This window comes from Lentzea sp. NPDC051213, assembly GCF_044455585.1.
GTDB lineage: Bacteria > Actinomycetota > Actinomycetes > Mycobacteriales > Pseudonocardiaceae > Lentzea.
The window spans coordinates 209,531-236,067 of the sequence record NZ_JBITEX010000001.1; the positions used below are offsets into that span (position 1 = coordinate 209,531).

28 protein-coding genes are annotated in these 26,537 nt (G+C 69.4%); 13 read left to right on the forward strand and 15 right to left on the reverse strand.

Annotated features, from left to right (window positions below):
* Positions 1-45 precede the first annotated feature (45 nt).
* The gene (locus ACIA8G_RS01005) at positions 46-660 is read right to left on the reverse strand and encodes a hypothetical protein (protein WP_396416187.1); all 615 of its coding nucleotides are present in this window, start codon (positions 658-660) and stop codon (positions 46-48) included.
* A gap of 163 nt (positions 661-823) precedes the next feature.
* Positions 824-3,640, reverse strand: a complete 2,817-nt coding sequence (locus tag ACIA8G_RS01010) for an aconitate hydratase (protein WP_396416188.1) — start codon at positions 3,638-3,640, stop codon at positions 824-826.
* Between the two features lie 208 nt (positions 3,641-3,848).
* Between ACIA8G_RS01010 and ACIA8G_RS01015 the strand changes: the two genes are divergently transcribed.
* Genes ACIA8G_RS01015 through ACIA8G_RS01030 form a run of 4 tightly spaced genes read left to right on the forward strand, consistent with a single transcriptional unit; the run spans position 3,849 to position 8,559 of the window.
* Positions 3,849-4,400: an EF-hand domain-containing protein gene (locus ACIA8G_RS01015; protein ID WP_396416189.1), complete on the forward strand. Its 552-nt coding sequence runs from the start codon at positions 3,849-3,851 to the stop codon at positions 4,398-4,400.
* Between the two features lie 42 nt (positions 4,401-4,442).
* Positions 4,443-5,153: an ATP-binding cassette domain-containing protein gene (locus tag ACIA8G_RS01020; RefSeq protein WP_396416190.1), complete on the forward strand. Its 711-nt coding sequence runs from the start codon at positions 4,443-4,445 to the stop codon at positions 5,151-5,153.
* The gene (locus ACIA8G_RS01025; RefSeq protein WP_396416191.1) at positions 5,150-5,782 is read left to right on the forward strand and encodes a hypothetical protein; all 633 of its coding nucleotides are present in this window, start codon (positions 5,150-5,152) and stop codon (positions 5,780-5,782) included. The genes ACIA8G_RS01020 and ACIA8G_RS01025 overlap by 4 nt, the downstream gene beginning before the upstream one ends.
* Positions 5,782-8,559: a BTAD domain-containing putative transcriptional regulator gene (locus ACIA8G_RS01030; RefSeq protein ID WP_396416192.1), complete on the forward strand. Its 2,778-nt coding sequence runs from the start codon at positions 5,782-5,784 to the stop codon at positions 8,557-8,559. The genes ACIA8G_RS01025 and ACIA8G_RS01030 overlap by 1 nt, the downstream gene beginning before the upstream one ends.
* Before the next feature lie 73 nt (positions 8,560-8,632).
* On the opposite strand, the gene ACIA8G_RS01035 is transcribed toward ACIA8G_RS01030, so the two are convergent.
* From ACIA8G_RS01035 to ACIA8G_RS01045, 3 genes are all read right to left on the reverse strand, one after another.
* Positions 8,633-9,934 (reverse strand): FAD-dependent monooxygenase, encoded by a 1,302-nt coding sequence (locus ACIA8G_RS01035; protein ID WP_396416193.1) that lies wholly within the window; start codon positions 9,932-9,934, stop codon positions 8,633-8,635.
* Between the two features lie 82 nt (positions 9,935-10,016).
* Positions 10,017-11,555 carry a flagellar basal body protein FliL gene (locus ACIA8G_RS01040; protein WP_396416194.1) on the reverse strand — a complete coding sequence of 513 codons (1,539 nt, stop codon included), beginning with the start codon at positions 11,553-11,555 and terminating at the stop codon, positions 10,017-10,019.
* Complete coding sequence (locus ACIA8G_RS01045) at positions 11,552-12,004, reverse strand: hypothetical protein (protein WP_396416195.1); 453 nt, start codon at positions 12,002-12,004, stop codon at positions 11,552-11,554. Before ACIA8G_RS01045 ends, ACIA8G_RS01040 begins: the two co-directional genes overlap by 4 nt.
* A gap of 17 nt (positions 12,005-12,021) precedes the next feature.
* Here ACIA8G_RS01045 and ACIA8G_RS01050 point away from each other — a divergent pair, with 17 nt between their 5' ends.
* From ACIA8G_RS01050 to ACIA8G_RS01060, 3 genes are all read left to right on the forward strand, one after another.
* Complete coding sequence (locus tag ACIA8G_RS01050) at positions 12,022-12,834, forward strand: SIR2 family NAD-dependent protein deacylase (RefSeq protein WP_396416196.1); 813 nt, start codon at positions 12,022-12,024, stop codon at positions 12,832-12,834.
* Between the two features lie 9 nt (positions 12,835-12,843).
* On the forward strand, positions 12,844-14,358 hold the full coding sequence (locus ACIA8G_RS01055) for a class I adenylate-forming enzyme family protein (RefSeq protein WP_396416197.1): 1,515 nt from the start codon (positions 12,844-12,846) through the stop codon (positions 14,356-14,358).
* A 155-nt stretch (positions 14,359-14,513) separates the two neighbouring features.
* On the forward strand, positions 14,514-15,800 hold the full coding sequence (locus tag ACIA8G_RS01060) for an NlpC/P60 family protein (protein ID WP_396416198.1): 1,287 nt from the start codon (positions 14,514-14,516) through the stop codon (positions 15,798-15,800).
* A gap of 43 nt (positions 15,801-15,843) precedes the next feature.
* Here ACIA8G_RS01060 and ACIA8G_RS01065 read toward each other — a convergent pair whose 3' ends face one another.
* The 3 genes from ACIA8G_RS01065 to ACIA8G_RS01075 all read right to left on the reverse strand — a co-directional run bounded on the left by ACIA8G_RS01065 (position 15,844) and on the right by ACIA8G_RS01075 (position 17,772).
* Positions 15,844-16,269 (reverse strand): PLAT/LH2 domain-containing protein, encoded by a 426-nt coding sequence (locus ACIA8G_RS01065; RefSeq protein ID WP_396416199.1) that lies wholly within the window; start codon positions 16,267-16,269, stop codon positions 15,844-15,846.
* A 105-nt stretch (positions 16,270-16,374) separates the two neighbouring features.
* Entirely contained in the window at positions 16,375-16,821 is a 447-nt protein-coding gene (locus tag ACIA8G_RS01070) for a PLAT/LH2 domain-containing protein (protein ID WP_396416200.1), read from the reverse strand.
* A 90-nt stretch (positions 16,822-16,911) separates the two neighbouring features.
* On the reverse strand, positions 16,912-17,772 hold the full coding sequence (locus ACIA8G_RS01075; RefSeq protein ID WP_396416201.1) for an alpha/beta fold hydrolase: 861 nt from the start codon (positions 17,770-17,772) through the stop codon (positions 16,912-16,914).
* A gap of 86 nt (positions 17,773-17,858) precedes the next feature.
* On the opposite strand from ACIA8G_RS01075, the gene ACIA8G_RS01080 reads away from it, so the two are divergent.
* Complete coding sequence (locus ACIA8G_RS01080) at positions 17,859-18,413, forward strand: TetR/AcrR family transcriptional regulator (protein ID WP_396416202.1); 555 nt, start codon at positions 17,859-17,861, stop codon at positions 18,411-18,413.
* On the opposite strand, the gene ACIA8G_RS01085 is transcribed toward ACIA8G_RS01080, so the two are convergent.
* A complete protein-coding gene (locus tag ACIA8G_RS01085; RefSeq protein WP_396416203.1) occupies positions 18,410-18,886 on the reverse strand; it encodes a GNAT family N-acetyltransferase in 477 nt (158 codons plus the stop codon). The two genes, ACIA8G_RS01080 and ACIA8G_RS01085, sit on opposite strands and share 4 nt — an antisense overlap.
* Before the next feature lie 48 nt (positions 18,887-18,934).
* On the opposite strand from ACIA8G_RS01085, the gene ACIA8G_RS01090 reads away from it, so the two are divergent.
* Both ACIA8G_RS01090 and ACIA8G_RS01095 read left to right on the forward strand, forming a co-directional pair.
* Complete coding sequence (locus ACIA8G_RS01090; protein ID WP_396416204.1) at positions 18,935-19,453, forward strand: TetR/AcrR family transcriptional regulator; 519 nt, start codon at positions 18,935-18,937, stop codon at positions 19,451-19,453.
* A gap of 9 nt (positions 19,454-19,462) precedes the next feature.
* Positions 19,463-20,107, forward strand: coding sequence for an epimerase (locus tag ACIA8G_RS01095; RefSeq protein ID WP_396416205.1), 645 nt, complete (start codon positions 19,463-19,465; stop codon positions 20,105-20,107).
* A gap of 108 nt (positions 20,108-20,215) precedes the next feature.
* Here the strand turns inward: ACIA8G_RS01095 and ACIA8G_RS01100 are convergent, their stop codons facing one another.
* The 4 genes from ACIA8G_RS01100 to ACIA8G_RS01115 form a co-directional block, all read right to left on the reverse strand.
* Entirely contained in the window at positions 20,216-20,770 is a 555-nt protein-coding gene (locus tag ACIA8G_RS01100) for a cysteine hydrolase family protein (protein ID WP_396416206.1), read from the reverse strand.
* A gap of 32 nt (positions 20,771-20,802) precedes the next feature.
* Positions 20,803-21,705, reverse strand: coding sequence for a GlxA family transcriptional regulator (locus tag ACIA8G_RS01105; protein WP_396416207.1), 903 nt, complete (start codon positions 21,703-21,705; stop codon positions 20,803-20,805).
* The gene (locus ACIA8G_RS01110) at positions 21,702-22,250 is read right to left on the reverse strand and encodes a cysteine hydrolase family protein (RefSeq protein ID WP_396416208.1); all 549 of its coding nucleotides are present in this window, start codon (positions 22,248-22,250) and stop codon (positions 21,702-21,704) included. Before ACIA8G_RS01110 ends, ACIA8G_RS01105 begins: the two co-directional genes overlap by 4 nt.
* Positions 22,251-22,326: 76 nt before the next feature.
* On the reverse strand, positions 22,327-22,668 hold the full coding sequence (locus tag ACIA8G_RS01115; RefSeq protein WP_396416209.1) for a DUF2203 domain-containing protein: 342 nt from the start codon (positions 22,666-22,668) through the stop codon (positions 22,327-22,329).
* A 27-nt stretch (positions 22,669-22,695) separates the two neighbouring features.
* On the opposite strand from ACIA8G_RS01115, the gene ACIA8G_RS01120 reads away from it, so the two are divergent.
* A complete protein-coding gene (locus ACIA8G_RS01120) occupies positions 22,696-23,568 on the forward strand; it encodes an aldo/keto reductase (protein ID WP_396416210.1) in 873 nt (290 codons plus the stop codon).
* Here ACIA8G_RS01120 and ACIA8G_RS01125 read toward each other — a convergent pair.
* Positions 23,555-24,298, reverse strand: a complete 744-nt coding sequence (locus tag ACIA8G_RS01125) for an ABC transporter permease (protein WP_396416211.1) — start codon at positions 24,296-24,298, stop codon at positions 23,555-23,557. The genes ACIA8G_RS01120 and ACIA8G_RS01125 overlap by 14 nt on opposite strands.
* Positions 24,295-25,194: an ATP-binding cassette domain-containing protein gene (locus tag ACIA8G_RS01130; RefSeq protein ID WP_396416212.1), complete on the reverse strand. Its 900-nt coding sequence runs from the start codon at positions 25,192-25,194 to the stop codon at positions 24,295-24,297. The genes ACIA8G_RS01125 and ACIA8G_RS01130 overlap by 4 nt, the downstream gene beginning before the upstream one ends.
* Positions 25,195-25,270: 76 nt before the next feature.
* On the opposite strand from ACIA8G_RS01130, the gene ACIA8G_RS01135 reads away from it, so the two are divergent.
* The gene (locus tag ACIA8G_RS01135; protein WP_396416213.1) at positions 25,271-25,960 is read left to right on the forward strand and encodes a TetR/AcrR family transcriptional regulator; all 690 of its coding nucleotides are present in this window, start codon (positions 25,271-25,273) and stop codon (positions 25,958-25,960) included.
* Positions 25,957-26,487, forward strand: coding sequence for a molybdenum cofactor guanylyltransferase (locus ACIA8G_RS01140; RefSeq protein ID WP_396416214.1), 531 nt, complete (start codon positions 25,957-25,959; stop codon positions 26,485-26,487). Before ACIA8G_RS01135 ends, ACIA8G_RS01140 begins: the two co-directional genes overlap by 4 nt.
* The last annotated feature ends 50 nt before the right edge of the window (positions 26,488-26,537 follow it).

The window sequence follows — 26,537 nt, forward strand, 5'->3', positions numbered from 1 at the left end:
CGGCCCTGACGCTTTCAGAGACCAGCTGAGGGCCTCGTCGAGCCTTCAGCTCGTGCCTGGTGAGTACTTCCAGGGATCCCTGAGGTCGTAGAACCTCGGAGGCTCGGCGCTCAGCGCGTTCATCTCCTCCATCTGGGCCTTCAACTCGGCCGGCGGTTCCTTCTTCTCGCCCACCCTGGCGTCGCCTTCGGAGGTGAAGAACAGCTCCATCGCGTAGGCACCGCCGGGGAAGTCCGCCTGGACGCTGCCGAGCACGTCGGGCCGGTACTCCGCCCATTTCTCGGCGTCCTGGGCGGCCAGTTCCCGGCCGCGTTCCGGGTTCGTCGTCTTGCCTTCGATGATCTGCACGAACTCGGCCTGCTCGGGGTTGCCCTGCACGTCGACCGTCACGTCCGTGCTGTCCATGAAGCTGGCCTCGGTCGTGAACAGCCCCGACGTCTCCGACCACCAGCGGTCCTGTTCGGGGCGGTCGCTGTTCTGCCTGGCGTGCTCCGCCGAGTCGAACCTGACCATCGCGACCAGCGTGCCGTTGTCCGTCACACCGGCGGTCGACCCGAGCCAGCCGGTCGCGCCCGGCGCGACCTCGCGCACCCACTTGTCGAACTGCTGGTGCACCCGTTCGGTGTCGGCCACCTCGCCTTGAATCAGTTGAACGAACATCGTTCACCCTTCCTGCTTCGCACCGCAGGCGCACCGGTGGGCGGCCGCCTGCCCCTTGCGACGTTACGACCGCGGTCCGCGCTTCGCTTGATGACCAACGGTTTCCGGCAACGCAAAGGGCCGCTCACCGGATCCGGTGAGCGGCCCCTTGCGGGTCAGCTGACTAGCTGCGGACCATCTTGCGCAGCACGTACTGCATGATGCCGCCGTTGCGGTAGTAGTCGGCCTCGCCGGGCGTGTCGATGCGGACGACCGCGTCGAACTCGACCTTCGAGCCGTCCTGCTTCGTGGCGGTCACGTGCACCGTCGACGGCGTGGTGCCGTTGTTCAGCTCGGTGATGCCGGTGAAGTCGAACGTCTCGGTGCCGGACAGGCCCAGCGACGCGGCGTTCTCGCCGGCCGGGAACTGCAGCGGCAGCACGCCCATGCCGATCAGGTTCGAGCGGTGGATGCGCTCGAAGGACTCGGCGATGACGGCGCGGACGCCGAGCAGCGAGGTGCCCTTGGCGGCCCAGTCACGCGACGAACCGGAGCCGTACTCCTTGCCCGCCAGCACGACCAGCGGGATGCCCTCGGCGGCGTAGGCGACCGACGCGTCGTAGATCGTGGTCTGCGGGGCGTCGGCCTCCAGGAAGTTGCGGGTGAAGCCGCCCTGGACGTCGTCGAGCAGGAGGTTGCGCAGGCGGATGTTCGCGAACGTGCCGCGGATCATCACCTCGTGGTTGCCGCGGCGGGAGCCGTAGGAGTTGAAGTCCTTGCGCTCCACACCGTGCTCGGTCAGGTACTTGCCGGCGGGCGAGTCGGCCTTGATCGAGCTGGCGGGGGAGATGTGGTCCGTGGTGACCGAGTCGCCCAGCAGCGCGAGGACGCGGGCACCCGAGATCTCGGTGACCGGCTTCGGCTCCATCTCCATGCCCTCGAAGTACGGGGGCTTGCGGACGTAGGTGGACTCCGGGTCCCACTCGAAGGTGTTGCCGGTCGGCGTCGGCAGCGACTGCCAGCGCTGGTCACCCGCGAACACGTCGGTGTAGCCCTTGGCGTAGCCCTCCGGCGAGATCGAGGCCGAGATGACCTCGGCGATCTCCTGCGGCGACGGCCAGATCTCGCTCAGGTAGACCGGCTTGCCCTCGGTGTCGGTGCCGAGCGGCTCGGTGGTGATGTCCTTGTCCATCGAACCGGCCAGCGCGTACGCGACCACGAGCGGCGGCGACGCGAGGTAGTTCATCTTGATGTCCGGGTTGATCCGGCCCTCGAAGTTGCGGTTGCCCGACAGCACCGAGACGACCGCGAGGTCGCCTTCCTGCACGCCCGCGGAGATCTCCTCCTGCAGCGGGCCCGAGTTGCCGATGCACGTGGTGCAGCCGTAACCGACCAGGTGGAAGCCGAGCTTCTCCAGGTACGGCATGAGGCCGGCGCGCTCGTAGTAGTCCATGACGACCTTCGAGCCCGGCGCCAGGGTCGTCTTGACCCACGGCTTGCGCTCGAGGCCGCGCTCGACGGCCTTCTTCGCGAGCAGGGCCGCGCCGAGCATCACGGACGGGTTCGAGGTGTTGGTGCACGAGGTGATCGCGGCGATCGCGACAGCGCCGTGGTCCAGCTCGAACTCGTTGCCGTCGATGGAGACCTTGACCGGGTTCGAGACCCGGCCGGTGGCGCCCTCGGCGGCGGACTGGAAGACCTTCGGCGTGCCCGAGCCGTTGCCGCCCTCGTGGATGGCGGCCGGGTCGCTCGCGGGGAACGACTCGTCGACGGCCTCGTCGACGCCGGTCAGCTCCGCGGACTCGGTGTGCGCGACGTAGGCGCCCAGCGCCTGGCGGAACGCCTCCTTCGAGTTCGTCAGCTCGATGCGGTCCTGCGGGCGCTTCGGGCCGGCGATCGAGGGGACGATCGTCGCCAGGTCCAGCTCCAGCGTCTCGGAGTAGACGGCCTCGCGGGACGGGTCGTGCCAGAGGCCCTGCTCCTTGGCGTAGGCCTCGACGAGCGCGATCTGCTCCTCGGAACGGCCGGTCAGGCGCAGGTAGTCGGTGGTCTCGCTGTCGATCGGGAAGATGCCGACGGTGGAACCGAACTCCGGCGACATGTTGCCGATGGTGGCGCGGTTGGCCAGCGGCACGGCGCCGACGCCCTCGCCGTAGAACTCGACGAACTTGCCGACGACGCCCTGCTTGCGCAGCATCTCGGTGATCGTGAGCACGAGGTCGGTGGCGGTGGCGCCGGGGGGCAGCTCACCGAAGAGCTTGAAGCCCACCACGCGCGGGATCAGCATGGAGACCGGCTGGCCGAGCATCGCGGCCTCGGCCTCGATGCCACCGACGCCCCAGCCCAGCACGCCCAGGCCGTTGACCATCGTGGTGTGCGAGTCGGTGCCCACCAGGGTGTCCGGGTACGCCTGGCCCTTGCGGACCATGACGACGCTCGCGAGCCGCTCGATGTTGACCTGGTGCACGATGCCGGTGCCGGGCGGGACGACCTTGAACTCGTCGAACGCGGTCTGGCCCCAGCGCAGGAACTGGTAGCGCTCGCGGTTGCGCTCGTACTCGAGGTCGACGTTCAGCTCGAACGCGTCCGGGCGGCCGAAGATGTCGGCGATGACCGAGTGGTCGATCACGAGCTCGGCGGGCGCGAGCGGGTTCACCTTCTCGGCGTCGCCGCCGAGCTGGGTCACGGCCTCGCGCATGGTCGCCAGGTCGACGACGCAGGGGACGCCGGTGAAGTCCTGCATCACGACGCGGGCAGGCGTGAACTGGATCTCGGTGCTGGGCTCGGCGGTGGGGTCCCAGTTGGCGAGCGCGCGCACGTGGTCGGCGGTGATGTTCGCGCCGTCCTCGGTCCGCAGCAGGTTCTCCAGCAGGATCTTCAGGCTGAACGGAAGACGCTCGGCGCCCTCCACGGCGCTCAGCCGGAACACCTCGTACGAGGCGTCGCCGACGTTGAGCGTGCCGCGGGCGCCGAAGCTGTCCTTGCTAGCTGGTGCAGTCACGTGCAACTCCATCTGGTGACAGCGCAGTGGTCAGTTCGGGGTACGGGGCAAGTCTTCCTCAACGGGTCGAGCGCTGCCCCTCGACCCCAAACAGTACGCTTGTCCTGTAAGCCGGTTCAAGCAAGGTCGCCCTAAGTTACGAGGTGCGTGTGCGGTCCACTCCTTCGTAGGAACATTTGGGTCCGTTTGAACTGCTAGCGTCGACCGCATGCTGAGCGAACTCCAGCGCAAGAACATCAGCTCGGTCTTCGACGTCCTCGACACCGATGGCAGCGGCGTGATCACCAGGGCGGACTTCGTCGCCGTGGTCACCCGCCTGAAGTCGGCGCTGCACCACCCGGAGGGATCGCCGCAGGCGCAGTCGCTGTCCGACGGCTACCTGGGCTGGTGGGAGCAGATCCGCAAACAGGTCGACGTCGACGAGGACGGCCGGATCACCCGCGACGAGTACATCGACGCGGTCGATCAGGGGTTGCTGGAGGACTCGCACTACCTCGACGCGGTCTCCGCCGCGGCGGACAGCCTGTTCGGCGCGGCGGACGCCGACGGTGACGGTGCCCTGGTGGAGTCAGAGATGGTCGTCGTCTACGGATCGGTCGGGATCGACCCCGGGATCGCCGCCGGCGCGTTCCACCAGATCGACGCCGACGGTGACGGCAGGATCAGCAGGGCCGAGCTGCGCGCGGCCGTGCGGGGTGCGTTCGCGAGCAAGGGGCCGCAGGAGCCGGGCTCGAACATCCTCGGAAACGCCAACGGTTAGAACGCCCACGGTTAGGTCGCCGCGGATGGTTATCTTGGCGGGGTGCTTCTCGATCAGGTCTCCAAGCGGTACGGGCGTGGTCCCTGGGTGCTGCGCGACCTCACCCTGGAGGTCGCCGGCCTGGTCGTGCTGACCGGCGCGAACGGCACCGGCAAGTCCACGTTGCTCAAGATCGCGGCCGGGATCCTCAGGCCGACGTCCGGACGCGTCACGCGGCCCGCGTTGGTCGGGTACGTGCCGGAGCGGTTTCCGTCGGACGTGAAGATGTCCGCTTCGGCGTATTTGGCGCACATGGGACGAATTCGTGGTGCCGCGGCCACCGATGTCCTGGAACGACTGGGGTTCGTCGGTTCGCTGACGGCCCCGATGGCGCAGCTGTCCAAGGGCAACGCGCAGAAAGTCGCGCTGGCGCAGGCGTTCCTGGCTTCGGACGTGCTGGTGCTCGACGAGCCGTGGACCGGGCTCGACCCGGCGGCGTCCGATGAGCTGGTGACGTTGCTGCAGGGCAGGACCGCGCTGGTCGCCGACCACGAGGGGCATCTCGCCGAGGCCACGCGGGTGGATCTCGCGGGTGGGCACGTGACGATCGAGCTCAGCCGGGTGGTGGGGCTGGATGCGTTGGAGGCGTTGGAGGGCGTGCGGTCTGTGGTGCCGCGCGGGTCGTCGGCACGGGTGGTGGTGGCACCGGACCGGAGCGACCACGTGCTGGCCGAGGCGTTGCGGCTCGGATGTTCGGTGCGGAGCGTGCGGTGATCTCCCTGGTGCGGTATCTCGCGGCTGATGTCCTGCGGGGGCAACGGTATTTGGCACCGCTGCTGATCTTCTTCGGTGTGCTGGGGATGTTGTTCGCCTACGACCCCGGTCCGCAGTTGTCGGCGTTCGCCGGGTCGGCGGCGTTGATCTACCCGATCGGTGCCTGGCTGGGTGTGGTCGTGGCGACGTCCGAGGACCAGGTGCGGCGGGAGATCACCGTCGTGTCGGCCGGCGGGTGGTCACGGGTGCTGACGGCGGTGGCCGTGACGGCGGTGCTGTTCGGGCTGGCGTTCGCCGCGGTGGCGACGGTGTGGGCGGTGGTCGCGAGTCCACGGCCGTACACGGCCGGCGAATTTTTTGTCGGACTCGGCGCGCATACTGTGTGTGCGTTGCTGGGTGTCGGAGTCGGATTGATGTTCGCGCGGCCGGTGTTCGAGGCTGTCGGACGGACTGTGCTGGCGGTGTTCTCGATCGTGGTGCTGACGTACCCGCTGGGGCGGGCGACCCCGTTCGGGTGGGTGCTGGACGCGTTGGGGCACAACCAGGTCACGCCGTCCGTGCTGTGGGCGGGGCTGATCGGCGCCGCGCTCGTGGCTGGCGCGGTGGTCGTCGGGGTGCGGCGGGCCTGATGCGGGTCAACGTGCTCGGGCCGCTCGTGGTCCTCGCGGACGACGGGGCCGTTCTCGAGGTGCGCGGGAAGCGGCTGCGGTGGCTGCTGATCCGGCTCGCGATGGAGCCGGGGCGGGTGGTCGCCGGTGAGCGGCTGATCGCGGATCTGTGGCCGGACGCTGCTCCGGTCGACGGGTCCGCTGCGTTGCAGTCGCTGGTGTCGCGGTTGCGGCGGACGCTGGGTGCTTCGGCGATCTCGTCGCACGCTCTCGGGTACCGGCTCGACGTTCCGGTGGACGTCGAGGAGTTCGAGCGCACCCTGAACCCGGCGTTGTGGCGCGGGGCGGCGTTCGAGGAGGCGCCGTTCGCGGTCGACGAGGCCGTGCGGCTGGCGTTGTTGCGTTCCGACCTCGCGGGTGTGGAGGCGCTTGCCGCCGCGCATCCGTTGCGGGAGGACGTGCAGGCGCGGTTGATGCTGGCCCTGCACGCGGCGGGGCGGCGGTCGGACGCGCTGGCCGTGTTCGAACGGGTCCGGGCGGATCTGGCCGACTCGCTGGGCGTGGATCCCGGCGAGGCGCTGGCTTCCGCGCACCTGACCGTGCTGCGGGAACGTTCCGTGCGCGGCAACCTGCCGGCGCCGGTCGGATCGTTCGTGGGGCGTTCTGCCGACCTCGCGCGGCTGGACCTGCTGTTGCGGGACAACAGGCTGGTCACGCTGACCGGGTTCGGCGGGGTAGGGAAGACGCGGCTGGCGTTGACCTTCGCCTCGGCTCTGCCGGAGGCGTGGTTCGTCGAGCTGGACTCCGCGGCGGACCCGCTGGCGGCGCTGGACGCCGCGCTGGGACCGAACCCGCTGGCGACGCCGGTGTTCGAGCGGCTCGGGTCGGCGCTCGTGGTGCTGGACAACTGCGAGCACGTCGTGGACGCGGCGGCCGGGCTGTGTTCGAGGTTGCTCGCCGAGGCGCCGGACGCTCGGGTGCTGGCCACGTCGCGGGAGCCGCTGGGGATTCCGGGCGAGGTCGTGCATCCGGTGGCGCCGCTGGATCTGGATCATGCCGTGCGGTTGTTCTCGGCGCGGGTCGGGTCGGCGCTCGATCCTGCCGTGGTGCGGCGGGTCTGCGTTGCGCTGGACGGGATTCCGCTGGCGCTGGAGCTGGCGGCGGCACGGGCGCGGTCGCTGTCGGTGGCGCAGCTGGAGTCGCGTGTGGACAGTCGGCTGCGGCTGCTGGACCGGGGCGCGCGGACCGGGCCGGCGCGGCACCGGACGCTGCGGGCGGTGATCGACTGGAGCTGGGAGCTGTTGTCCGCCGCCGAGCGGGCGTTGCTGGCGCGGCTGGCGGTGTTCGTGGGCGGCGCCTCGGCCGCGGCGGTGCATTTCGTGTGCGGGGCGGGCTTGCGCAGGGGTACCCCCTGGCCGGGAACCCCTGCAACTCAACTTACTCAGGACCCCCGACAAGATCAGGACCTCTGGGACACCGAGGACCTGCTGGCCGCGCTCGTCGAGAAGTCGCTGGTCGTGCGGGCGGGGGAGCGGTACCGGCTGCTGGAGACCGTGCGCGAGTACGCGTTGGAGCACGAACAGACGGATTCCGCGAAGCACGCGGCCTACTACGTGGCGCTGGCCGAGCGGAACGAACCGTTGCTGCGCGGGCCGCGTCAGCTCGAGGCGCTGGAGGTGTTCGAGGCGGAACGGGCCAACCTCGACGCGGCGCAGGCGTGGGCGGTGCGCAACGACGTGGGGATCGCGCGGCGGATGATGGCCGCCCGCACGTGGCACTGGCTGGTGATGACCAAGCGGTTCGAGGAGATCCGCCGCTGGGCGCCGCTCACGCAGGGCGATCCGCTGTCGGAGGTGCTGGCCACGCTCGGCACACCGCAGGCCGTCGCCGCGGCGGAGCGGTTGTGGGAGGAGGACGTCCCGACGGCGTTGTGCGCGTTGATGCTGACCAGCGGTCAGGTGTGGGGCGAGGCCGAACTGGGTGGGCGTCTCACCGCGCTCGCGGACCGGCTGGAGAAGTCCGCGGACGAGTGGATGCGCGCGTTCTCGGCGCTCATCCGCGGTGTGGTGGCGGGCGAGTTCAGCGAGGGTTCGGCGCCGCTGGCCGAGGCCGCGTACCGGCGGGCCATCGAGCGGTTCCGCGCGGTCGGCGATCGGTGGGCCGTGGTGTTCGGGCTGTCGTGCCTGGTCATGGTGCTGATCACCCGCGGTGGGTTCGCCGAGGGGTTCAAGGCGGTGTCCGAGGCGCGGGCGGTGGCGGCCGAGCTGGGCGACCCGGAGACCGTACTGGTGCCGATGTCGGTGCTCGTGCTGACGGCGCGGCTGCGGATCCGGACCGGCGACTTCGACGGGGCGCTGCGGGACCTGGCGCTGGTGCCGCCGCCCACCATCGACCTCGACCGGGGACGGCTGGCGCAGGCGCACGGCGAGATGGCGTACTGGAAAGGCGACTTCGAGGAGGCCGTCGCGCTGTACCGGCAGGCGCTCGACGCCACCGTCGGCTCGCCGGCGAGCCAGTTCCGCGCGACCGTCCACGCCGGACTCGGGCTAGCGCTGACCCGCCTCGGTCACCTGGAGGAGGCGGGCCGGGAGCACGCGGACGCGATGCGCACGGTCGAGAACAGCGCGGACGGGCCGGCGCGCGCGATCGTGATGGAGTTCTACGCGGACTGGCTGCTCGCCCAGGGTGAGCAACGGCTGGCGCTGGCCACCCTGGACGAGGCGGAGAGGTTGCGGGGCGGGCCCAGCGACGATCCGGTCGTCGTGGAGCTGCGTCGCCGGGCCGCCGAACCTCGCTAGTGCCGTGACTGCCTGCACCACGATGCACCCGTCTGACCACCGAAATCCGGGGCAAAGGCAGGCAGTCACGGCACTAGGCCGCTGCCCGCGCCGCCACCCGCCGGTGGTGCAGCTGTGTGACCGGTGCCGCGCCGAAGTACGCGTCGATCGCGTCCCGCCCGATCGCCGCCACGTACCCGTCCGGGCGCACCAGCACCGGCCCGTCCGGGAGCTCCAGCGTCACGAAGTCCGGTCCCCGCAACAGATCGAAGATCCGCCCCTGCTCGGTGACGCCGTCGGGCATCCGGTCACCGGCCTGCAGGCCGGGCCCGTCGGAGGTCCGGTACGACAGCGAGAGCTGCAGCGTCTCGTCGCCGCGCTGTTCGAACGGCTTGCCGGACAACATGATCGCGGTCGTCATGCCCAGCAGCCATTCCGCGACCGGCTTGCGCTCGGCCTCGTAGGTGTCGAGCAGCGTCTCCATCCCGAGCTTCCAGCCCAGGTTGTAGGCGTCCTGGATGCCGGTGTTCATGCCCTGCCCACCGGCGGGGGAGTGCACGTGCGCCGCGTCGCCCGCGAGGAACACCCGGCCGACCCTGAACTGGTCCACCATGCGGATGTTGGTGCGGTACAACGACGTCCAAGTCGCGTCGTGCACCACCACGTCGTCCAGGCCGGTGCGTTCGCGGACGATCTGCCGGAACAGCTCCAGCGACGGCTCGCCGTCGCCGGTCGCCTGGAACTGGTAGAGGTCCGTGCCGGGCAACGGGCACAGGCCGAGCCACTTGCCGTCCCGCGCCCAGCCGTGCCAGAACTCGCGGTCCAGCCCGGAGACCCGGACGTCGCCGATGAGCATCCGCTGGTCCTCCCACGTCTCGCCGACGAACTGCACGCCGAGACGCTTGCGCACGAACGACTTCCCGCCGTCGCAGCCGACCAGGTACCGCACCCGCACGGTCTCGGAACCGATGATCGCGGTGACGCCGTCGTGATCCTGCGTGAACGACGTGAGCGGCGTGCCGTACTCGACGGTCCCGGCCGGCAGGGCCTCGCGGAGGATCTGCTCGACCCGGAACTGCGGGATGATCATGGTGCTCGCGTACGGGCGGTCGGCCGTCGGGTGGCGGCCCTCGTGCATGTCCCACTCGCGCACCACCTCGCGGCCCTCGTAGCCGCGCATGCGGACGTGGAACCGGCCGGACGCCAGCACCGGCTCGATCACGCCCAGGTCGTGGAAGACCTCGATGCTGCGCGGCTGGAGGCCCTTGCCGCGCGAACCCGCGTACGGCGCGGGCGAGGCGTCGACGATGCGGAACGGGACGCCGCGGCGGGCGAGGTCGAGTGCCAGGGTGAGGCCGGTCGGGCCGGCGCCGATGATCAGAACCTGAGTGTCCATGGCGACCACACTCGGCTCCTGAACTGCCACGGCCCTGTCACCGCGCTGTTGCGGGTGACAGGGCCGGAAGCAGAACCAGAACTTACTTCTTGAGCAGCGCGATCAGCGCGTCGACGTCCTTCGGCTCGAAGCCGCGGAACAGCGTGAGCGCCAGCTCGTAGTACGAGCGGACCGGGCTGACGTACCACTTGCCGCCGACCTCGGTCGACACGACGCCGACACCGGACTTCATGATCGACCCGGCGACCCGGCCGATGATCTCGACCGCCTCTGCGGGGATCTTTCCGCCGCCCTGCTGCTGCATCAGCTGCGTGATCTCGTCCGCGCACAGCTTCTGCGAGCCCTGGCCGGGAACCTCGACCGAGTAGCAGTCACCCTCGCGGGCGATCGTGAAGGTCTCGCCCTCCGCGGTCACCGAGAGCTTCTTGACCGTGACCTGCTTGCCGCCGGTCACGTCCTTGACGTCGGTCTCCAGCGTGTTCACCTTGGCGCCCAGCGGCTTCTGCGAGCCGATCTCCTCGAGCAGCAACGGGCCGAGGTCGTGCAGGACACCCGCCTCGTCCGGCGGCAGCGTCGCGATCGCCTTCTGGAAGTCGCCCTCCATCACGGAGTTGACCAGCTGCTTCGCCGCCGCCTCCGGCGAGTCCGACCCGGCCGGCGCGAAGCCCTGCGCGGGCCACTTCTTCTTGTCCTCCTCCAAAATCGCGTTGGCGATCGTGTAGAAGGCGCTCGGGTACCACTTGTTGCCGACCTTGATCGACGCGATGCCGATCGGCTTGCCGCGCTTCTGCACCTCGGCGGAGATGTCGTAGGTCTTGGTCTCCGACTTGGTCAGGCTGACCTTGTCACCGATGGCGTCCATCAGCTTGTCGGTCAGCGGGACCTTGGAGAGGTCCGAGGTGACCGTGATCTTGCCCTCGGTCAGCTTGTTGATGGTGAGGTGGTCGTTGATCTTCTCCGCGGCCGCCTCGTCGAACTTGATGTTCTCGCTCTTGAACTCGACGCCCGACATCTTGTTCGGGTCGGCGTCGGGCTTGAGGATCTCGAGACGCTTCATCTCCTTGGTCATCGAGTCCATGTAGTCCTTCGACAACGCGGCCTCGGCCGGCGCCAGCGACGCCATGATGCCGACGACGTCACCGCTGCCGAGCTGCTCGATGAGGTTCTTCGCCGCGACCGCCGGGGTGTCCTGGCCCGCGTTCGCCGCCGGGTCGGACCGCTTGAGCGCGAAGAACGTGACCCCGCCGGTGACGAGGAGCAGCACGACGACCACGGCCGTGATCACCAGGCCGGTGCGCTTCTTCTTCGGCGGCTCACCGCCCATCGGGGCGTAGCCGATCGGCTGCTGCTCGAAGCCGGGCTGCGCGAAGCCCTGCGGGCCCGTCTGGGGGTAGCCCTGCTGCGGGAAACCCTGCGGTCCGGTCTGCGGGTAACCGCCCTGCTGGGGGTAGCCGCCCTGTTGCGGGTAGCCACCTTGCTGGGGATAACCGCCCTGCTGCGGGTAGCCACCCTGCTGCGGCTGCCCGCCCTGCTGCGGGTAGCCACCACCCTGCTGGGGCTGCTGGCCGTACGGGTTGTTCTGCGGTTGCCACTGGCCGCCGCCACCACCTGGGTAGCTCACGGGTTCCCTCCTGGAGTCATCACTGCGCTGCGCCTGTTCGAGGTGAGCACCGTGATCGCCCCCACGATCGTCAGTACGGCACCGGTAAGGGTCACGACCGGTCCGGCGATGCTGATGCCGACCAATGCGCCCTTGCTGTCCCCTTGGACTGTGGCAACTAGGGCCACGGTTCCGCAGATCGTGCCAAAGAGAAGACCGATGCATGCGCCGAACCGACGAAAACGGACCACATAAAGGACTACCGCGATCATCCCGAGCGGCGTGAGACCCACCCAGACCGACGTGACGACGGTGCCCGCCACCCCGTCCAACCCGGCCAGATCACGCAGCGAAAGCACTTCGTAACTGTCCCTCGTCGTCGATCCGGACTTCAGCCACGGCAGGAAAGTCCCGGCGACGGAAGTGATCAGGCCCACTGCCGCGATGGCGGCTCCCACTGCGCTGCGCACCGGACTAGTGTGACCCGATGGCCTCGGACACGTGCGAAGCGGCACGGGCGCTGGTCGCGTCCGCGCACCGGATCACGGTGCTGACGGGCGCTGGAATCTCCACGGATTCGGGCATTCCCGACTTCCGCGGCCCGGACGGGCTGTGGACCCGTGACGCGGATGCCGGCCGTGACGCCACGCTGGCCGCCTATCTGTCCGATCCCGCGGTGCGCAAGCAGGCCTGGCAGTCCCGGCTCGACCATCCGATTTGGACGGCCAAGCCGAACGCCGCGCACAAGGCGCTCGTGGAACTGGAACGATCCGGCCGGTTGCGCACCGTGGTCACCCAGAACATCGATGGCCTGCACCAGAAAGCGGGTTCCGATCCGCATCGCGTGCTGGAACTGCACGGCACGTTGCACGCGACGGTCTGCCTGGGATGTGGTGCCACCGGCTGGATGCGCGACGCGTTGAAGCGCGTCGCCGAGGGCGAGGCCGAGCCGGATTGCCTGCGCTGCGGCGGAATCCTCAAGTCCGCCACGATCTCGTTCGGGCAGGAGCTCGACGGCGAGGTGCTGCGCCGGGCCCGGCTCGCCGCGCTCGACTGCGACCTGTTGCTGGTGGTGGGCACGTCTCTCTCGGTGCAGCCCGCTGCCGGTCTGGTGCCGCTGGCGGCGCGCGCGGGGGCGCAGGTGATCATCTGCAACGCCGAACCGACGCCCTACGACGTGCACGCGGCCGTTGTCCTGCGCGAACCTGTCGGCGAGGTGTTGCCCGATCTCAGCTCGGTACCTCCTTTCGGGGGAGGCGGGCAGTTCTCGTCCTGGGGAGATCCGAGTACCTGGTCGTAGGGTCTTCTCATGCGCGTACCGCTGATCACCACGGACTTCCTGGACCGTGCGTCGTTCGCGTTCGGAGCGACGACCGCGACCATCGACGAACCCGACCAGCCGGCTAAACCGGTCGAGACGACGACGTATGCCCAGATGGCGACCCGCGTGCGCGCGTGGCAGGCCGGGCTCGACGCACTGGGCATCGGCGAGGGCGAGCGGATCGCCGTCGTCAGCCACAACTCGGCGCGGCTGCTCGAACTGCTGCACGCGGTGCCCGGCAGCGGGCGGATCTGCGTGCCGGTGAACTTCCGCCTGCGCCCCGACGAGGTGAAGTACATCGTCGAGCACAGCGGTGCCTCGGCGTTGTTCGTCGACCCGGAGCTGGAACTGGACGACGTGGTGGCGCGCCACCGGTTCACGTTCGGTGAGGAGTCGGAGTCGCTGCTTCGCTTCGACGCGGAGCCACGGCCGTGGAGCGATCCCTCGGAGGACGCGACCGCGACCATCAACTACACCTCCGGTACGACCGCGCGACCCAAGGGCGTGCAGCTGACGCACCGCAACATCTGGCTCAACGCGGTCACGTTCGCCATGCACACCCGTGCGTGGGAGGGCGACGTGTACATGCACGTCCTGCCGATGTTCCACTGCAACGGCTGGGGCATGCCGTTCGGCCTGGCCGGGCTGGGCGTGCCGCAGGTGGTGCTGCGCAAGGTCGACGGCGCCGAGATCCTGCGCCGTGTGCGCGACCACGGCGTGACGCTGATGTGCGGCGCACCTGCCGTGTGGAATGCCGTGCTGGACGCCGCTCAGACGTGGGAGGGCGAGATCCCCGGCCGTGACCGCGTGCGGATCGTCTGTGCAGGCGCGCCGCCGCCCTCGCGCACGATCCAGCGGGTGACCGAGGAGCTCGGCTGGGAGTTCCTGCAGATCTACGGCCTGACCGAGACGGCACCGCTGCTCACGTTCAACCGGGCTCAGCCGGGTCCGTCGGGCGAGGAGAAGGCGCGCAAGCAGTCGCGGGCGGGTGCTCCGGCGCTGGGCGCTCAGCTGAGGATCTCCGACACCGGTGAGGTGCTGGCGCGGTCGAACGTGGTCATGGAGGGCTACTGGGAGAACCCGGAGTCGACCGCGGACGCGATCGAGGACGGCTGGTTCCGCACCGGTGACGGCGGCTTCTTCGACGACGAGGGCTACCTGACGATCTCGGACCGCAAGAAGGACGTGATCATCACCGGCGGCGAGAACGTGTCGTCGATCGAGGTCGAGGACTGCCTGTTCTCGCACCCGGCCGTCGCCGAGGTCGCGGTCATCGGTGTGCCCCACGAGAAATGGGGCGAAACGATCAAGGCATTGGTCGTGCTCTCCGGTGAGGCCACCGAGGCCGAGTTGATCAAGCACTGCAAGGAGCGGCTCGCCGGGTACAAGGCGCCGACGTCGATCGAGTTCCGCGACTCGATCCCGCGCACGGCGACCGGCAAGATCCAGAAGTTCAAGCTCCGCGAGCCGTACTGGGCAGGAAGGGACCGCGGCGTCAACTAGTCCCGCGCTGGTCCGGTCCAGCGACACGCCGGACTCCGATCGTCCCAAAAGGACCACCGCCCGTGTTCCACTGTGACACGTGTGGTTGACGGTGCGTTAGTTCCAGATGCGCCGAATGGGTCTGATTGGTCTAATGCGGTCGGAGGTGATGTCCGGTGTTGACACGACTCCCCGCCGTGTTGGTGTTGCTGACGGCCGTCTTCACGGGGACGGCTCACGCCGTGCCGCCGCCTCCGCCGAACCCGAGTGACGCGGAGATCTCGGCGTCGCGGGCGGAGGCCGACGCGAAGGCGGCCCGCGTGGGCGAGCTGACCGGGCGGCTGACGCAGGCCGAGTCACGCCTGCAGGAGCTGTTCGACGAGGTCTCCTACAAGCGCGAGCTCGCGAACAAGGCGCGCGTCGACCTGGAGACGGCCATCTCCGAGGCCCAGTCGGCGCGCAACGAGGCCACGGGCGCGCGCGTCCAGGCCGATGCCGCGTCCCGCGCCGTGGAGGAGAGCCGGCGCGGACTGGACGAGTTCGCCGCCGCGTCCTACGCGCAGGGCAGCACGGTCGGTTCGTTCTCCGCCTACATCGGCGCCAAATCGCCGGAAGACCTGCTGGCCCGCGCCCAGATGCTGGAGGCGGTGTCGTCGTCCGCGCTGAACCGGCTGGACCAGGTCGCCCGCGACCAGGGCACCGCCGCGAACCTGGACTCCGCCGCCCGCGCCGCGCTGCAGAAGGCCGAGTCCAAGCAGGCGGCCGCCGACGAGGCCAAGAAGGTCGCCGAGCAGGCGCAGCAGGTGGCCGTGCAGGCTCACTCCGCGCAGGCCTCGGCGACCTCGCAACTGGAGTCCGACAAGGGCGCCGTCGAACGTGAGCTGGCCGCCGCGCGCGGTGAGGTCAACGGCCTCGAGGCGCAGCGCCAGCAGTACGACCAGTGGACCGAGGCGAAGAAGCGCGAAGAAGAAGAGAACGCCCGCCGTGCCGCCGCCGCGGCTGCTCCCGCCCCGCAGCGTCCGGCCGCCGTCGCCGCACCGTCCGGCAACCGCGTGCAGACCGTGATCAACCGGGCGCTCGCGCAACGCGGCGTGATCTACGCGTGGGGTGGCGGCAACTACAACGGCCCGACCTACGGCGTGCGCGACGGCGGTGTGGCCGACTCGTACGGCGACTACCGCAAGATCGGCTTCGACTGCTCGGGCCTGATGATGTACGCCTTCGCGGGCGTCGGTGTCTACCTGCCGCACTACAGCGGCTATCAGTACAACTCCGGCCGCAAGGTGCCGCTGTCGCAGATGGCGCCCGGCGACATGATCTTCTGGGGTCCCGGCGGCGGTACGCACGTGGCGCTGTACCTGGGCGGCGGGATGATGGTCGAGGCACCGCATTCCGGTGCTGTCGTACGGATTTCGCCGGTGCGGTACGGCGGGATCATGCCGTACGTGACGCGCCTGCTGTGAACCCCGGTGACCCGCCCGACGGCCGGGCCACCGGGAGACTTGCTCAGACCGCGCCGAGCCGCAGCGGGGCGACCTTCCGGAACGGCCGGAACACCCAGTTGTTGTACGGGTGGACGGTCACGCCGTCCGGGCCGCGCACGATGACCTTCTCGATGCACCAGTGGTCACCCTGCGGATCGATCGCGATGTCGACCGACCGGATCGGGCCGAGGTCCGGCATGACGAAGTGGAAGTCGTCGGTGGCGCCAGGCAGGAACTCCTCGGACATGTGATCGAGGACGAACCACGGGCTGGTGATGTCGCCGCGCAGACGCGCCTCGACGCGGGCGTCGGTGCCCCCGTCCTCGACGTCGCAGGTCACGACCCAGATGTCGTAGGGCGCCGGCGCGGCCTGGGCCGGCGCCGCCGCCACGGTGGTGGCGAGTGCAGCGGCCGCGATACCGACGACCGCACGAGCTGCGAGCTTCATACTCGGGTCCCCTCTGTGGTGCGGAATCGATGAAAACCGCAGTTCAGGGCTTGAATGCCGGAAACCCGGTGACCCGCCGCAGGGACGGGCCACCGGGAGAGCGACTCAGGCCCTGTTGAGCCGCAGCGGGCCCGTCGGGCCCGACTTCGGGTACACCCGGGTGAGCCAGTTGTGGAACGGGTGGATCGTCGTCGAGCCGTTCGGGTTGCGAACGGTGATCTCTTCGAGGCACCAGTGCGGGCTGTCATCGTTGTTGGCGAAGTAGATGTCGACCGACGTGACGGTGCCGAGGTCGGTGAACGTCTTGTCGTAGACGTCCGTGCGGCCGCGCTCCCGGTCGTCGCCGGGGTTGTCGAGCAGGATCCAGCCGGTCGAGGCGAGGGTGCCGTTGAAGCGCGCCTCGACGCGGGAGTCGGTGCCCGCGTCCTCGACGTTGCAGGTCCGGACCTCGACGTGGTAGTTGCCAGGCGCGGCCTGGGCGCTGCCCATTCCCATCATGGCGGCGAGGCCGGCGGCCGTGAAGCCGACGATCGCACGAGCAGTCACCTTCATGGTGTGTTCCCCTCTGTTGTGAAGCGGTACTGGGGATGAAGGTGTCCTGCGGCGATTGCGCGACTATGTGCTGATGTTGAAATCAGCTGGTCAGGCCGTGTATGACTCGCTCGCGGTGACCTGCTCGCGCAGGAACGGCGACTCGATCAGCCCGAACCCGTGGTGCAGGGCGACCGGCACGATCTCGATGTGCGGTGCCAGGCGGGCGATCCGCGCCCTCATGTCGTCAACGGATTCCGCAGGAGTCAGCGTGCCGATGATGACCCTGGTCGGCACGGTGATCGCCCGCACCTCGTCGTCGCTGAAGTAGCTGGCGATGAAGAACCTCATCTGGAACCCCAGTCCGGCGAGGACCAGCTTGCGCAGCAACGGTTCGACGAAGATGCCGAGGAACGACTCCCGCTTGATCCGCCGGCGCACGAACGCGGGCGCCAGCATCGCCATCAGGCCGATGAAGAGGTAGAGGCGGCCCTTGTTCAGGTTCTTGACGAAGCCGCCGGGGTCGAGCGCGGTCACCCGGCTGACTCGTTCGGGCGACCGGATGGCCTGGTTGAGCGCGAGCCAGCCGCCCCGGGACAGGCCGACGAGGTGGTACTTCTCGTGCCCCAGCCCCTCCAGCACCTCGGCGAGCCAGTCCGCGTTGGCCTGCTCGTCGGGGATCGGTTTCGTCTGCACCGAACGGCCGGCCTCGCCCATCGAGTCCACCGCGTACAGGACGTGGTCGCTGCCGATGTCGGCGACGAACTCTTGCCACACAAGGGAAGTTGCCGCCAGGCCGTGCAGCAGGACCAGCGGTTCCCCCGTGCCGTTCCCGCTGCGCCGCACGTAGGTCGGCCCGAACGAGGTCTCGACGGTGATGTCCTCGTAGGGCAGCGGCCAGTCCAGAAGCTCGTCGTACACCTCGTGGTAGCGCCGTCTCGCCTTCTCGTTGGCGAAGCTGCTCAACTTCATTGGAACCCCCATTCCGTTTTTTGTTGTGCACTTGCACCATAACCCAAAGTGAGCAGAGTTGTCATCCGATGTGGCACAGTTGGCCGGTGCCGAAGCGTGTGGATCATGAGGAGCGCCGCCGGGAGATCACCGGCGCCGTGTGGCGGATCGCCACCGCGGAGGGGCTCGCGGCGGTCACCCTGCGCCGGGTCGCCGCCGAGGCCGGCATCTCGATGAACCTGGTGCAGTACTACTTCACCAGCAAGGATCAGATGATCCGCTACGGCCTCGAACGCGTCATCGAGGTCGCCGTGGCGCGGATGTCGGCCGAACTCGAGGCGGTCCGCGAGTCCGGCGATCCACGTGCCGTTGTGCGGGCCGCGATCGTCGGCATGCTCCCGATCGACGACGTCACGCGGCAGACGTCCGCCGTGTACAACGCGTATCTGCTCTACGCCATCACCGACGACGAGATCCGCTCGATCGTCAGCGGCATCCCGCGGCAGCTGGCGCAGCAGTTGATGCACCTCGCGCCGCTCGTTGAGGTCGAGAGTCTGGTCGCTCTCAGTTCCGGGCTGGCGGTGGGCGTGCTCGTCGGCTCGTACAGCGCGGAGGAAGCGGTGGGGTTCGTGGACTACCAGCTGGATCGGCTGTTCGCCTAGAGATCGCGCGCCCAGAGCTGGCCGACCACGTCGTGGCCGAAGCTGTGCTGTGGCGTCTTCTCGATCAGCTCGAACCCGTGTGCCTCATAGATCTTCCTGGCTGACGTGAGTCCGTCGACCGTCCACAGTGCGATGCGCCGGTAGCCGGCGTCGCGCGCGAAGTCCAGGCAGGTCTCCACAAGACGGTTGCCCAGGCCGTGCCCGCGCGCGTTGGGGTGCACGAGCAGCACGCGCAGCTTCGCGGTGGTTTCGTTCTCGCGCATGCAGAACACGCTGCCCACCCGTTCGCCGTCGAGCTCGGCGATCCAGGCGGCCTCACGTTGCTCGTCGTGCCCGGCCGCGTAGTCGCCGACGATCTTGGCGACCATCGCCTCGAAGGACGTGTCCCAGTGGTGCTCGGCGGCGTAGAGCTCGCCGTGCGCCTGCACGACCCAGCCGAGGTCGCCGGGTTGGCTGAGAGGGCGGATGTCCATGGGCTCCTCCTACTGACACGACTGTTTCAGTAGTGCCAAGATAGCGCCATGCCGTCCGCACGGGAGACCGAACTTCTCGAAGCCGCCTACCGCTACGTGCTCACGCACGGCCTCGCGGACCTGTCGCTGCGCCCGCTGGCGGCGGCGATCGGGTCGAGCACCCGGGTCCTGCTCTACCTGTTCGGCAGCAAGGACGGCCTGGTCCGCGCCCTGCTGGCGCGCGCACGTGCCGACGAACTGGCGTTACTCAGCGACATCGGCACGGGCCCCGGCGTCGTGGCACGGTTGTGGGAGTGGCTGTCCGCGCCCGCACACCGGCCGCTGCTGACGCTGTGGCTGGAGGCGTACGCCCGCTCGCTCGTGGAGCCGGACGGGCCGTGGGCCGGGTTCGCGCGCGCCACCGTGGAGGATTGGCTGGACGTGCTCGCGTCGGCACAGCCCGCGGACGTGCGCGACACCGCGGCGGGACTGGCGTCGCGGACGCGCGAACTCGCGTTGCTGCGGGGTGCGTTGCTGGATCTGCTGGCGACCGGTGACGTCGAGCGCACCGGTGCGGCGCTGGCGTAGGTTGGCGTCGTGAAGATCGTGGTGTTCGGCGCGTCGGGCATGGTGGGTCAGGGCGCGTTGCGGGAGTGCCTGCTCGACCCGGCCGTCGACTCGGTCGTGACGGTGGGGCGTTCGCCTTTGACGTCGACTGATCCCAAACTGCGGCACGTCGTGCACGCCGACTTCGGTGACCTGTCACCGGTTGCCGCCGAGCTGGCCGACGCGGACGCCTGCTTCTACTGCATGGGCGTGACGTCGGCGGGGTTGAACGAGGCCGAGTACACGCCCGTGACGCATGACTACGCGCTTGAGGCCGCGCGTGTTGTTGGTGGCACGTATGTGTACGTGTCGGGCGAGGGCGCGGATGCCGGGAGCAAGACGATGTGGGCGCGGGTGAAGGGGCGGACCGAGAACGAGGTGCTCGCGCTGGACCGGCCCGCGTTCGTGGTGCGGCCGGGGTTCATCCAGCCGCGCCACGGGGCCACGTCGCGGACCCGCATCTACCGGTACATCTACTCGTGGTCGTCGTGGTTGTTCCCGGTGTTGAAGCGGGTGGCGCCCAGCTTCGTCACCAGCACCGAGTTGCTTGGCCGCGCGATGGTCGCGCTGGCCAAGGGGGCTCGGCCTGAGGTGCGGGTGTTGCGCAGCGACGAGATCAACCGGCTGGCGGCGTGACGCTCTTGCTGGCAGATCGGCGGCTTGCGCTGCCTGGCGCCTGCGCGGCCAGCGCTTCCCTCCGGGGGTACGCCAGTCATGTACTGGTTACTCGTGAACCAGCACAGTTCACGCTGGCTTGAACGCGTCCTCCGTCTTGACCACACCGGCCGTGCGCCCAGGCGCCGTGTGGTTCTCCCAGTAGAGGTTGGTGTGCGCGATGACCTTGTCCGGCGTGGGGGCGCCCCACTCCGACAGGTCCTCGGTGGTGTGCGCGTCGCTGACCAGCAGGGCGTCGTACCCGCGGACGATGGCGCCGTGCAGGGTCGAGCGGATGCACTCGTCGGTCTGCGCGCCGGACAGGACGAGGCTGCCGATGCCCTTGCCCGCCAGCACTTCCTCGAGGTCGGTCTCCTCGAAGGAGTCGGCATAGATCTTGTGCACCACGGGTTCGCCGTCGGCGAGCTTCAGTTCCGGCACGAACTGCCAGCCGTCGGTGTCGCGAGGCATGTGCTCGCTGCTGTGCTGCACCCACACGACGTCGACGCCGGCCGCGCGGGCCTTGTCGACGAGCGTGGCTACGTTGGCCACTACCTCGTCACGGTTGTGGGAGTGGCCTACCACGCCGGTCTGCACGTCGATCACGAGCAACGCGGTGTTGGGGCGGTTCGCCAAAGTCGTCACGCAGGCCACACTATTCCTCGGGTCTGACAATTTCACCGGGATCGCAGACGTCGCAGCATCCGGGCGTCCTCGAAGCCGACCGAGCGCGCGGCAACCTCCACAGTGGCGCCTTGGCCGATGAGGTGCTCGGCCCGTTCCACGCGCAGTGCCTGCTGGTATTTCAGCGGTGTCATGCCGGTCGCACGGCCGAACACGCGCGTGACGGTGCGCTCGCTGCAGTCTGCGACCGACGCCAGCTCTGCCAGCGAGAGGCGGTCGGCGAGGCGGGACTCGATGACGTCCTGGATGCGGTGCACGGTCTCGTTGATGTGCGAACGGTGGCGCAGCAGCACGCTGGCTTGCTGGTCGTCACCGTTCCTGCGCGCGTAGACGACCATCGTGCGTGCGATGCGCGCGGCCACATCGGGGCCGTGGCGGACGGCGACGAGGTGCAGCGCTAGGTCGATGCCGCTTGCGATGCCCGCGGACGTCACGACGCGTTCGTCCTCCACGAACAGCACATCACGCACGACCCGTGCTTGTGGGTAGCGCCGTTCGAGTTCGTCCTGCAGTTCGTGGTGCGTGGTGCACCGACGGCCGTCGAGCAGCCCGGCGCGACCCAACGCGTCCGCACCGGCGCACACACTCGCGACCGTGCCGCCCTTGTCGTGGTGCGCGCGCAGCCACGTCAACGCCTTCGCGCTCAACGCACCGGTGCCCACGATCCGCGGCGACCGCCAGCCCGGCACGAACACCAGGTCGTGGACTCCGAGCGCGGGCAGCTCGGCCGAGGTCCCCAGCGGCACGCCCTGGTGGCTGAGCACCGAGTCCGAGTCGCCGACGTAGGACAACTCGTAGCCGCCCACGAAGTCGGCCGCGCTGGAGAACACCTGCGCCGGCCCCGCGAGGTCGAGCAGGTGCACTCCAGGTACGAGCAGGAAGACGACTCTGGTCACGATCCGGTCAGCGTAGCGACATCCGAGATCCGCGCGAACCGACCGGCCAGCACGTACTCGGTCCGCCCGATGATCTCCTCGACGCCGAGGATCTTGCCCGTCCGCCAGTGGGGGAGCGGCATGGTCGCGGTCGCGTCCGTCACGAACGTCATGTCGAACCCGAGGTCCGACCCGACGCGGGTGGTCGTCTCGCAGCACTGCTCGGTGCGGATGCCACTGATCAGCAGTTCCTGGACGCCCCGCTGCGTGAGCTGTTGCTGCAGGTTCGTCGTGGTGAACGCGTTGTGCGCGGTCTTGGTCAGGATCGGCTCGTCGTCGAGGGGCTTGAGGCCGTCGATCAGCCGCACGTGGCCGAGAGCCGGGTCGAACACGTCGCCGGTGCCGGGCTCGGAATGCAGCACCCACACCACCAGGTCGCCGGCGTCGCGTGACATGTCGACCAGGCGGTTGACCTGGCCCACGACGTCCGGGTTGGACACCTCGGCCCAGTTGGGGCGCTGGCGGAACGATTCCTGCACGTCGATGACGATCAATGCTCGCTTCATGTCCCAAGCCTGTCCTGCGCGGTGCGGCCGAAACAGGCACGCGCTGGCCGAGGAGCGGACGGATCCGGTCACCGGGTCAGAGCCGGCGACGCCCCGCGAACCCCAGATCCGCGCGGTGGTACCAGGCCAGCTCCCGGTCACCCTCCAGCCAGCACAGCAGCACCGAAACGCCGTCCATCTCGCTGCGGAAGTCGACCAGCAACGGCGCGAAGCCCTTCAGCTCGGCCCCGGTCTGCTGCACGGTCTCCATCAGCTCGTCCAGCCGTGCCTGCGCGGCCTTGAACTCCGGCAGACCACCCAGAGCGGTCTCACCGGAGGCGAGTTCGGCGGCGTCGGCGCGCAGCCGCACGATCTCGTCCAGCACCGGCAGCAGCCGCGCCAGTTCGGCCCGGGCCTCGTCGAGCGTGAACAGTCCCACGCCACCAAGGCTGGCACAGTGGTCGAGGTGACGTGGCGACTGGGTGACCTGACCGTGAACCGGATCGGTTTCGGCGCGATGCGCCTGCCGCAGCAGGGAGCCGCGCTCGACCCCAGGGCGAAACCCCGCAGCCGCACCCAGGCGATCGAGGTGCTGCAGACGGCCGTCGAGCTCGGCGTCAACCACATCGACACGGCCGCGTTCTACTTCTCCGCCACGAGGTCCGCCAACGAGCTGATCAACAGCGCGCTCGCGCCGTACCCGCGGGACCTGGTGATCGTGACCAAGGTCGGACCCAGCCGCACGCCCCAGGGGGAGTGGCTGCCGCTGGCCACGCCGGGGCAGCTCAAGGGCCAGGTGGAGGAGAACCTGCGACAGCTCGGCAGGGACCACCTGGACGTGGTGAACCTGCGGGTCAGCGGGCTCGACGACGTCAGCGCGCACTTCGAGCAGCTCGCGAAGCTCCAGCAGGACGGGCTGATCGGTCATCTCGGGCTGTCGAACGTGCGGCCGCACCACCTCGACCAGGCGCTGCGGATCGCGCCCGTCGTGTGCGTGCAGAACTCGTACGGGCTCGGCCACCACCCCGAGCAGGACGACTTCCTCGGCGTCTGCGGTGAGCGCGGGATCGCGTTCGTGCCGTTCTTCGCGCTCGCCGGGGCGAACAAGGAGACCGGCACGAACGCCGAGGACGACGAGGTCAACGAGATCGCCGCGACGCACGACGCGTCGCCTGCTCAGGTGCGGCTCGCGTGGACGCTGGCGAGGGGGCCGCACGTGCTCGTCATCCCCGGCACCGGCGACCCCGCGCACCTGCGGCAGAACATCGAGGCGGGTGCGCTCCGGCTCACCACCGAGGAGCTCACCCGCCTGGACGCCTTGCACCTCAACGGGAGCTGATCCGCCGGAACAGCCAGGTCGCCAGGCAGAACGCCACCACGAGCAGGCCGGCCGCCCACGTCAGCGCGAGCCACCCGGAGGTGACCGGCGCCGAGGTCAGCAACGCGCGCACGGTCTCGATGATCGGGGTGATCGGCTGGTGCTCGCTGACCGCCCGCAGCACCGCGGGCATCGTCGCGGTCGGCACGAACGCGCTGCTCAGGTACGGCAGGAACAGCATGAAGAAGCCGAGCAGGCTCGCCGACTCCACCGACCGCGCGATCACGCCGAAGCCCGCGGCGAGCCACGACAGCGCCAGCACGTACAGCAGCAGCAACCCCATCGCGAGCACCCAGTCGAGCACGGTCGCCGACGGGCGGAACCCCATGGCGACGGCGACCAGCACGACGATCGCGGTGGCGAGGGCGTTGCGGGCCACCGACGCCGTCACGTGGCCGGTGAGGACGGCGAAGCTGCTGATCGGCATCGAGCGGAACCGGTCGACGGCGCCCTTCTTCATGTCGTCGGCGACCGACATCGCGGTGGAGCTGGCGCCGTAACCGGTGCACAGCACGATGATTCCGGGCACCACGTAGTTCACATAGGACGTTCCGGTGGCGATCGCGCCGCCGAACACGTAGACGAACAGCGCCATCATCATCACCGGCAGCAGGATCGACATCAGCAGTGTGTCGAGGTTGCGCCGGCTCAGCCGCACGCTGCGGCCGACCATCGTGAGCGACCCGGTCATGCCGCCACCGCCGCGAACACGTCGTCGAGCGTGGGGCGGTGGGTGGACACGCGTTCCGTGCGCACGCCCGCGGTCAGCAGGTCGTCCAGCACGCGGTGCAGGTGTGTCGCGCTGCCGTCCGACGGCACGCTGAGCCGTGACTCGACGCGCACGCCACCGAGCAGGGCCTCCGCCCGCCCGGCGTCCTCGGCGCAGCCGAAGCCGAGGTCGAGCCGGGTGCCGCCGACCTGGTTCTTGAGTGCGTCGGCGGTGCCGTCCGCGACCACGTCACCGTTGTGCAGCACCACGATCCGGTCCGCGAGGCGGTCGGCCTCCTCGAGGTACTGGGTGGTGAGGAAGATCGTCACGCCGTCGCCGACGAGCTCGCCGATCGCGTCCCACATCGTCGTGCGGCTCGTCGGGTCGAGCCCCGCCGTCGGCTCGTCGAGGAACAGCAGTCGCGGCTGCGCGACCAGGCTCATCGCGAGGTCCAGCCGGCGCCGCATGCCGCCCGAGTAGGTGCGGACCCTGCGGCCGGCCGCGTCCACCAGGTCGAACCGCTCCAGCAGCTCCGCGGCACGGCGACGCGCCGCACCGCGGGTGAACCGGCGCAGCCGCGCGATCATCACCAGGTTCTCCCGGCCGGTCTGCTCCTCGTCCACGGCCGCGTACTGGCCGGTCAGGCTGATCGCGCCGCGCACCTTCGCCGCGTCCCGCACGACGTCGAACCCGGCGATGCGCGCCGTGCCGCCGTCCGGTCTGGTGAGGGTGCTCAGGATCCGGATGGTGGTCGTCTTGCCCGCGCCGTTCGGCCCGAGCAACGCGAGCACCGATCCCTCCGCGACCTTCAGGTCCAGGCCTTTGAGCACCTTGTTCGTCCCGTAGCTCTTCGAGAGCCCGGCTGTCTCGACGATCATCGCAACCCCCTTTATGCGTATGTCATACGCAATACTCGAATGAGCGTATGCCATACGCATCTGTTTGACTAGACGTATGAAGAGGGGGCGCAAGCCGTCCATCGACGCCGCCGACATCACGCGGGCCGCCATCGCGGTCGCGGACGCCGAGGGCCTCGCCGCCGTGTCGATGGCACGGGTAGCGGCGGAGATGGGCAACGCCACGATGGCGCTCTACCGGCACGTGAAGAGCAAGGACGAGCTGCTCACGTTGATGGGCGACGCGGCCATGGAAGCCCCGCCCCAGTTGCCCGACGGTGAGTGGCGCGAGCGCCTCGGGTTCTGGGCGAAGGCGGTGCTGGTGGCCGTTCGCAAACGCCCGTGGTTCCTGCAGATCCCGATCGGCGGGCCGCCGACCGGCCCGACGAGCCTCGCGTGGTTCGACCGCGCGCTCGGTGCATTGCACGGCCTGCCGCTCGAGCCGGGGGAGAAGGTCGGCATCGTGATGGGCCTGATGACCTTCGTGCACGGCGAGGCACGGCTGAGCATCACGCTGGCGCAGGGATACGCGGACGACCCGGCCGCGTTCGGCAGCCGGTACGGCAAGGTGCTGCGCGAGGTCGTCGACCCGCGCCGGATGCCAGCGCTCGCGGAGATCATCGAGTCCGGCGTGTTCGACCTGGACGAAGGATCCGCCATCGAGGACGTCGAGGCGGACTTCGACTTCGGCCTGCACCTGTTCCTGGAGGGCGTGGCCGCCCACATCGCGGCAAGGGGGCAGGTGTGACGTACGCGGCGATCATCCTCACCGGCGGCAAGGGCGAGCGGCTCGGCGGCGTCGACAAGGCGGCGCTGTCCTATCGGGACGCGACGCTGCTGGACCACGTTCTGTCCGTTGTGGACGATGCAGAGCAGATCATCGTGGTGGGACCGGAGAAAGACCTGACCGGCGTCACCTGGGCCCGCGAGGATCCACCCGGTGGCGGACCGCTCGCCGGACTCGCCGCCGGACTCCGGCACGTCCGCGCGGAATGGGTCGCGGTGCTCGCCGTCGACCAGCCCGGCCTCACCAGGGACACGATCGCCAGGCTGCGCGAACCGGGCCGCAACGCCGTGCTCAAGGACGACCGCACGCAGTGGCTGATCGGCGTCTGGAACACGGCCGACCTGCGCGGAGCACTGCCGGAAGACCCGCGGAACCAGCCGCTGCGCAAGACCCTCCAGCGGCTCGGGCCGGTGGAAGTGTCCGCTTTGCCCGGTGAGGCGCGCGACGTCGACACCCCGGACGACCTGGGCACCCTTCACGCAGGTTGAACAGCTCGTCAGGAAGACTGCACCACGATCGGTAAAACCCTGTTTCGCAT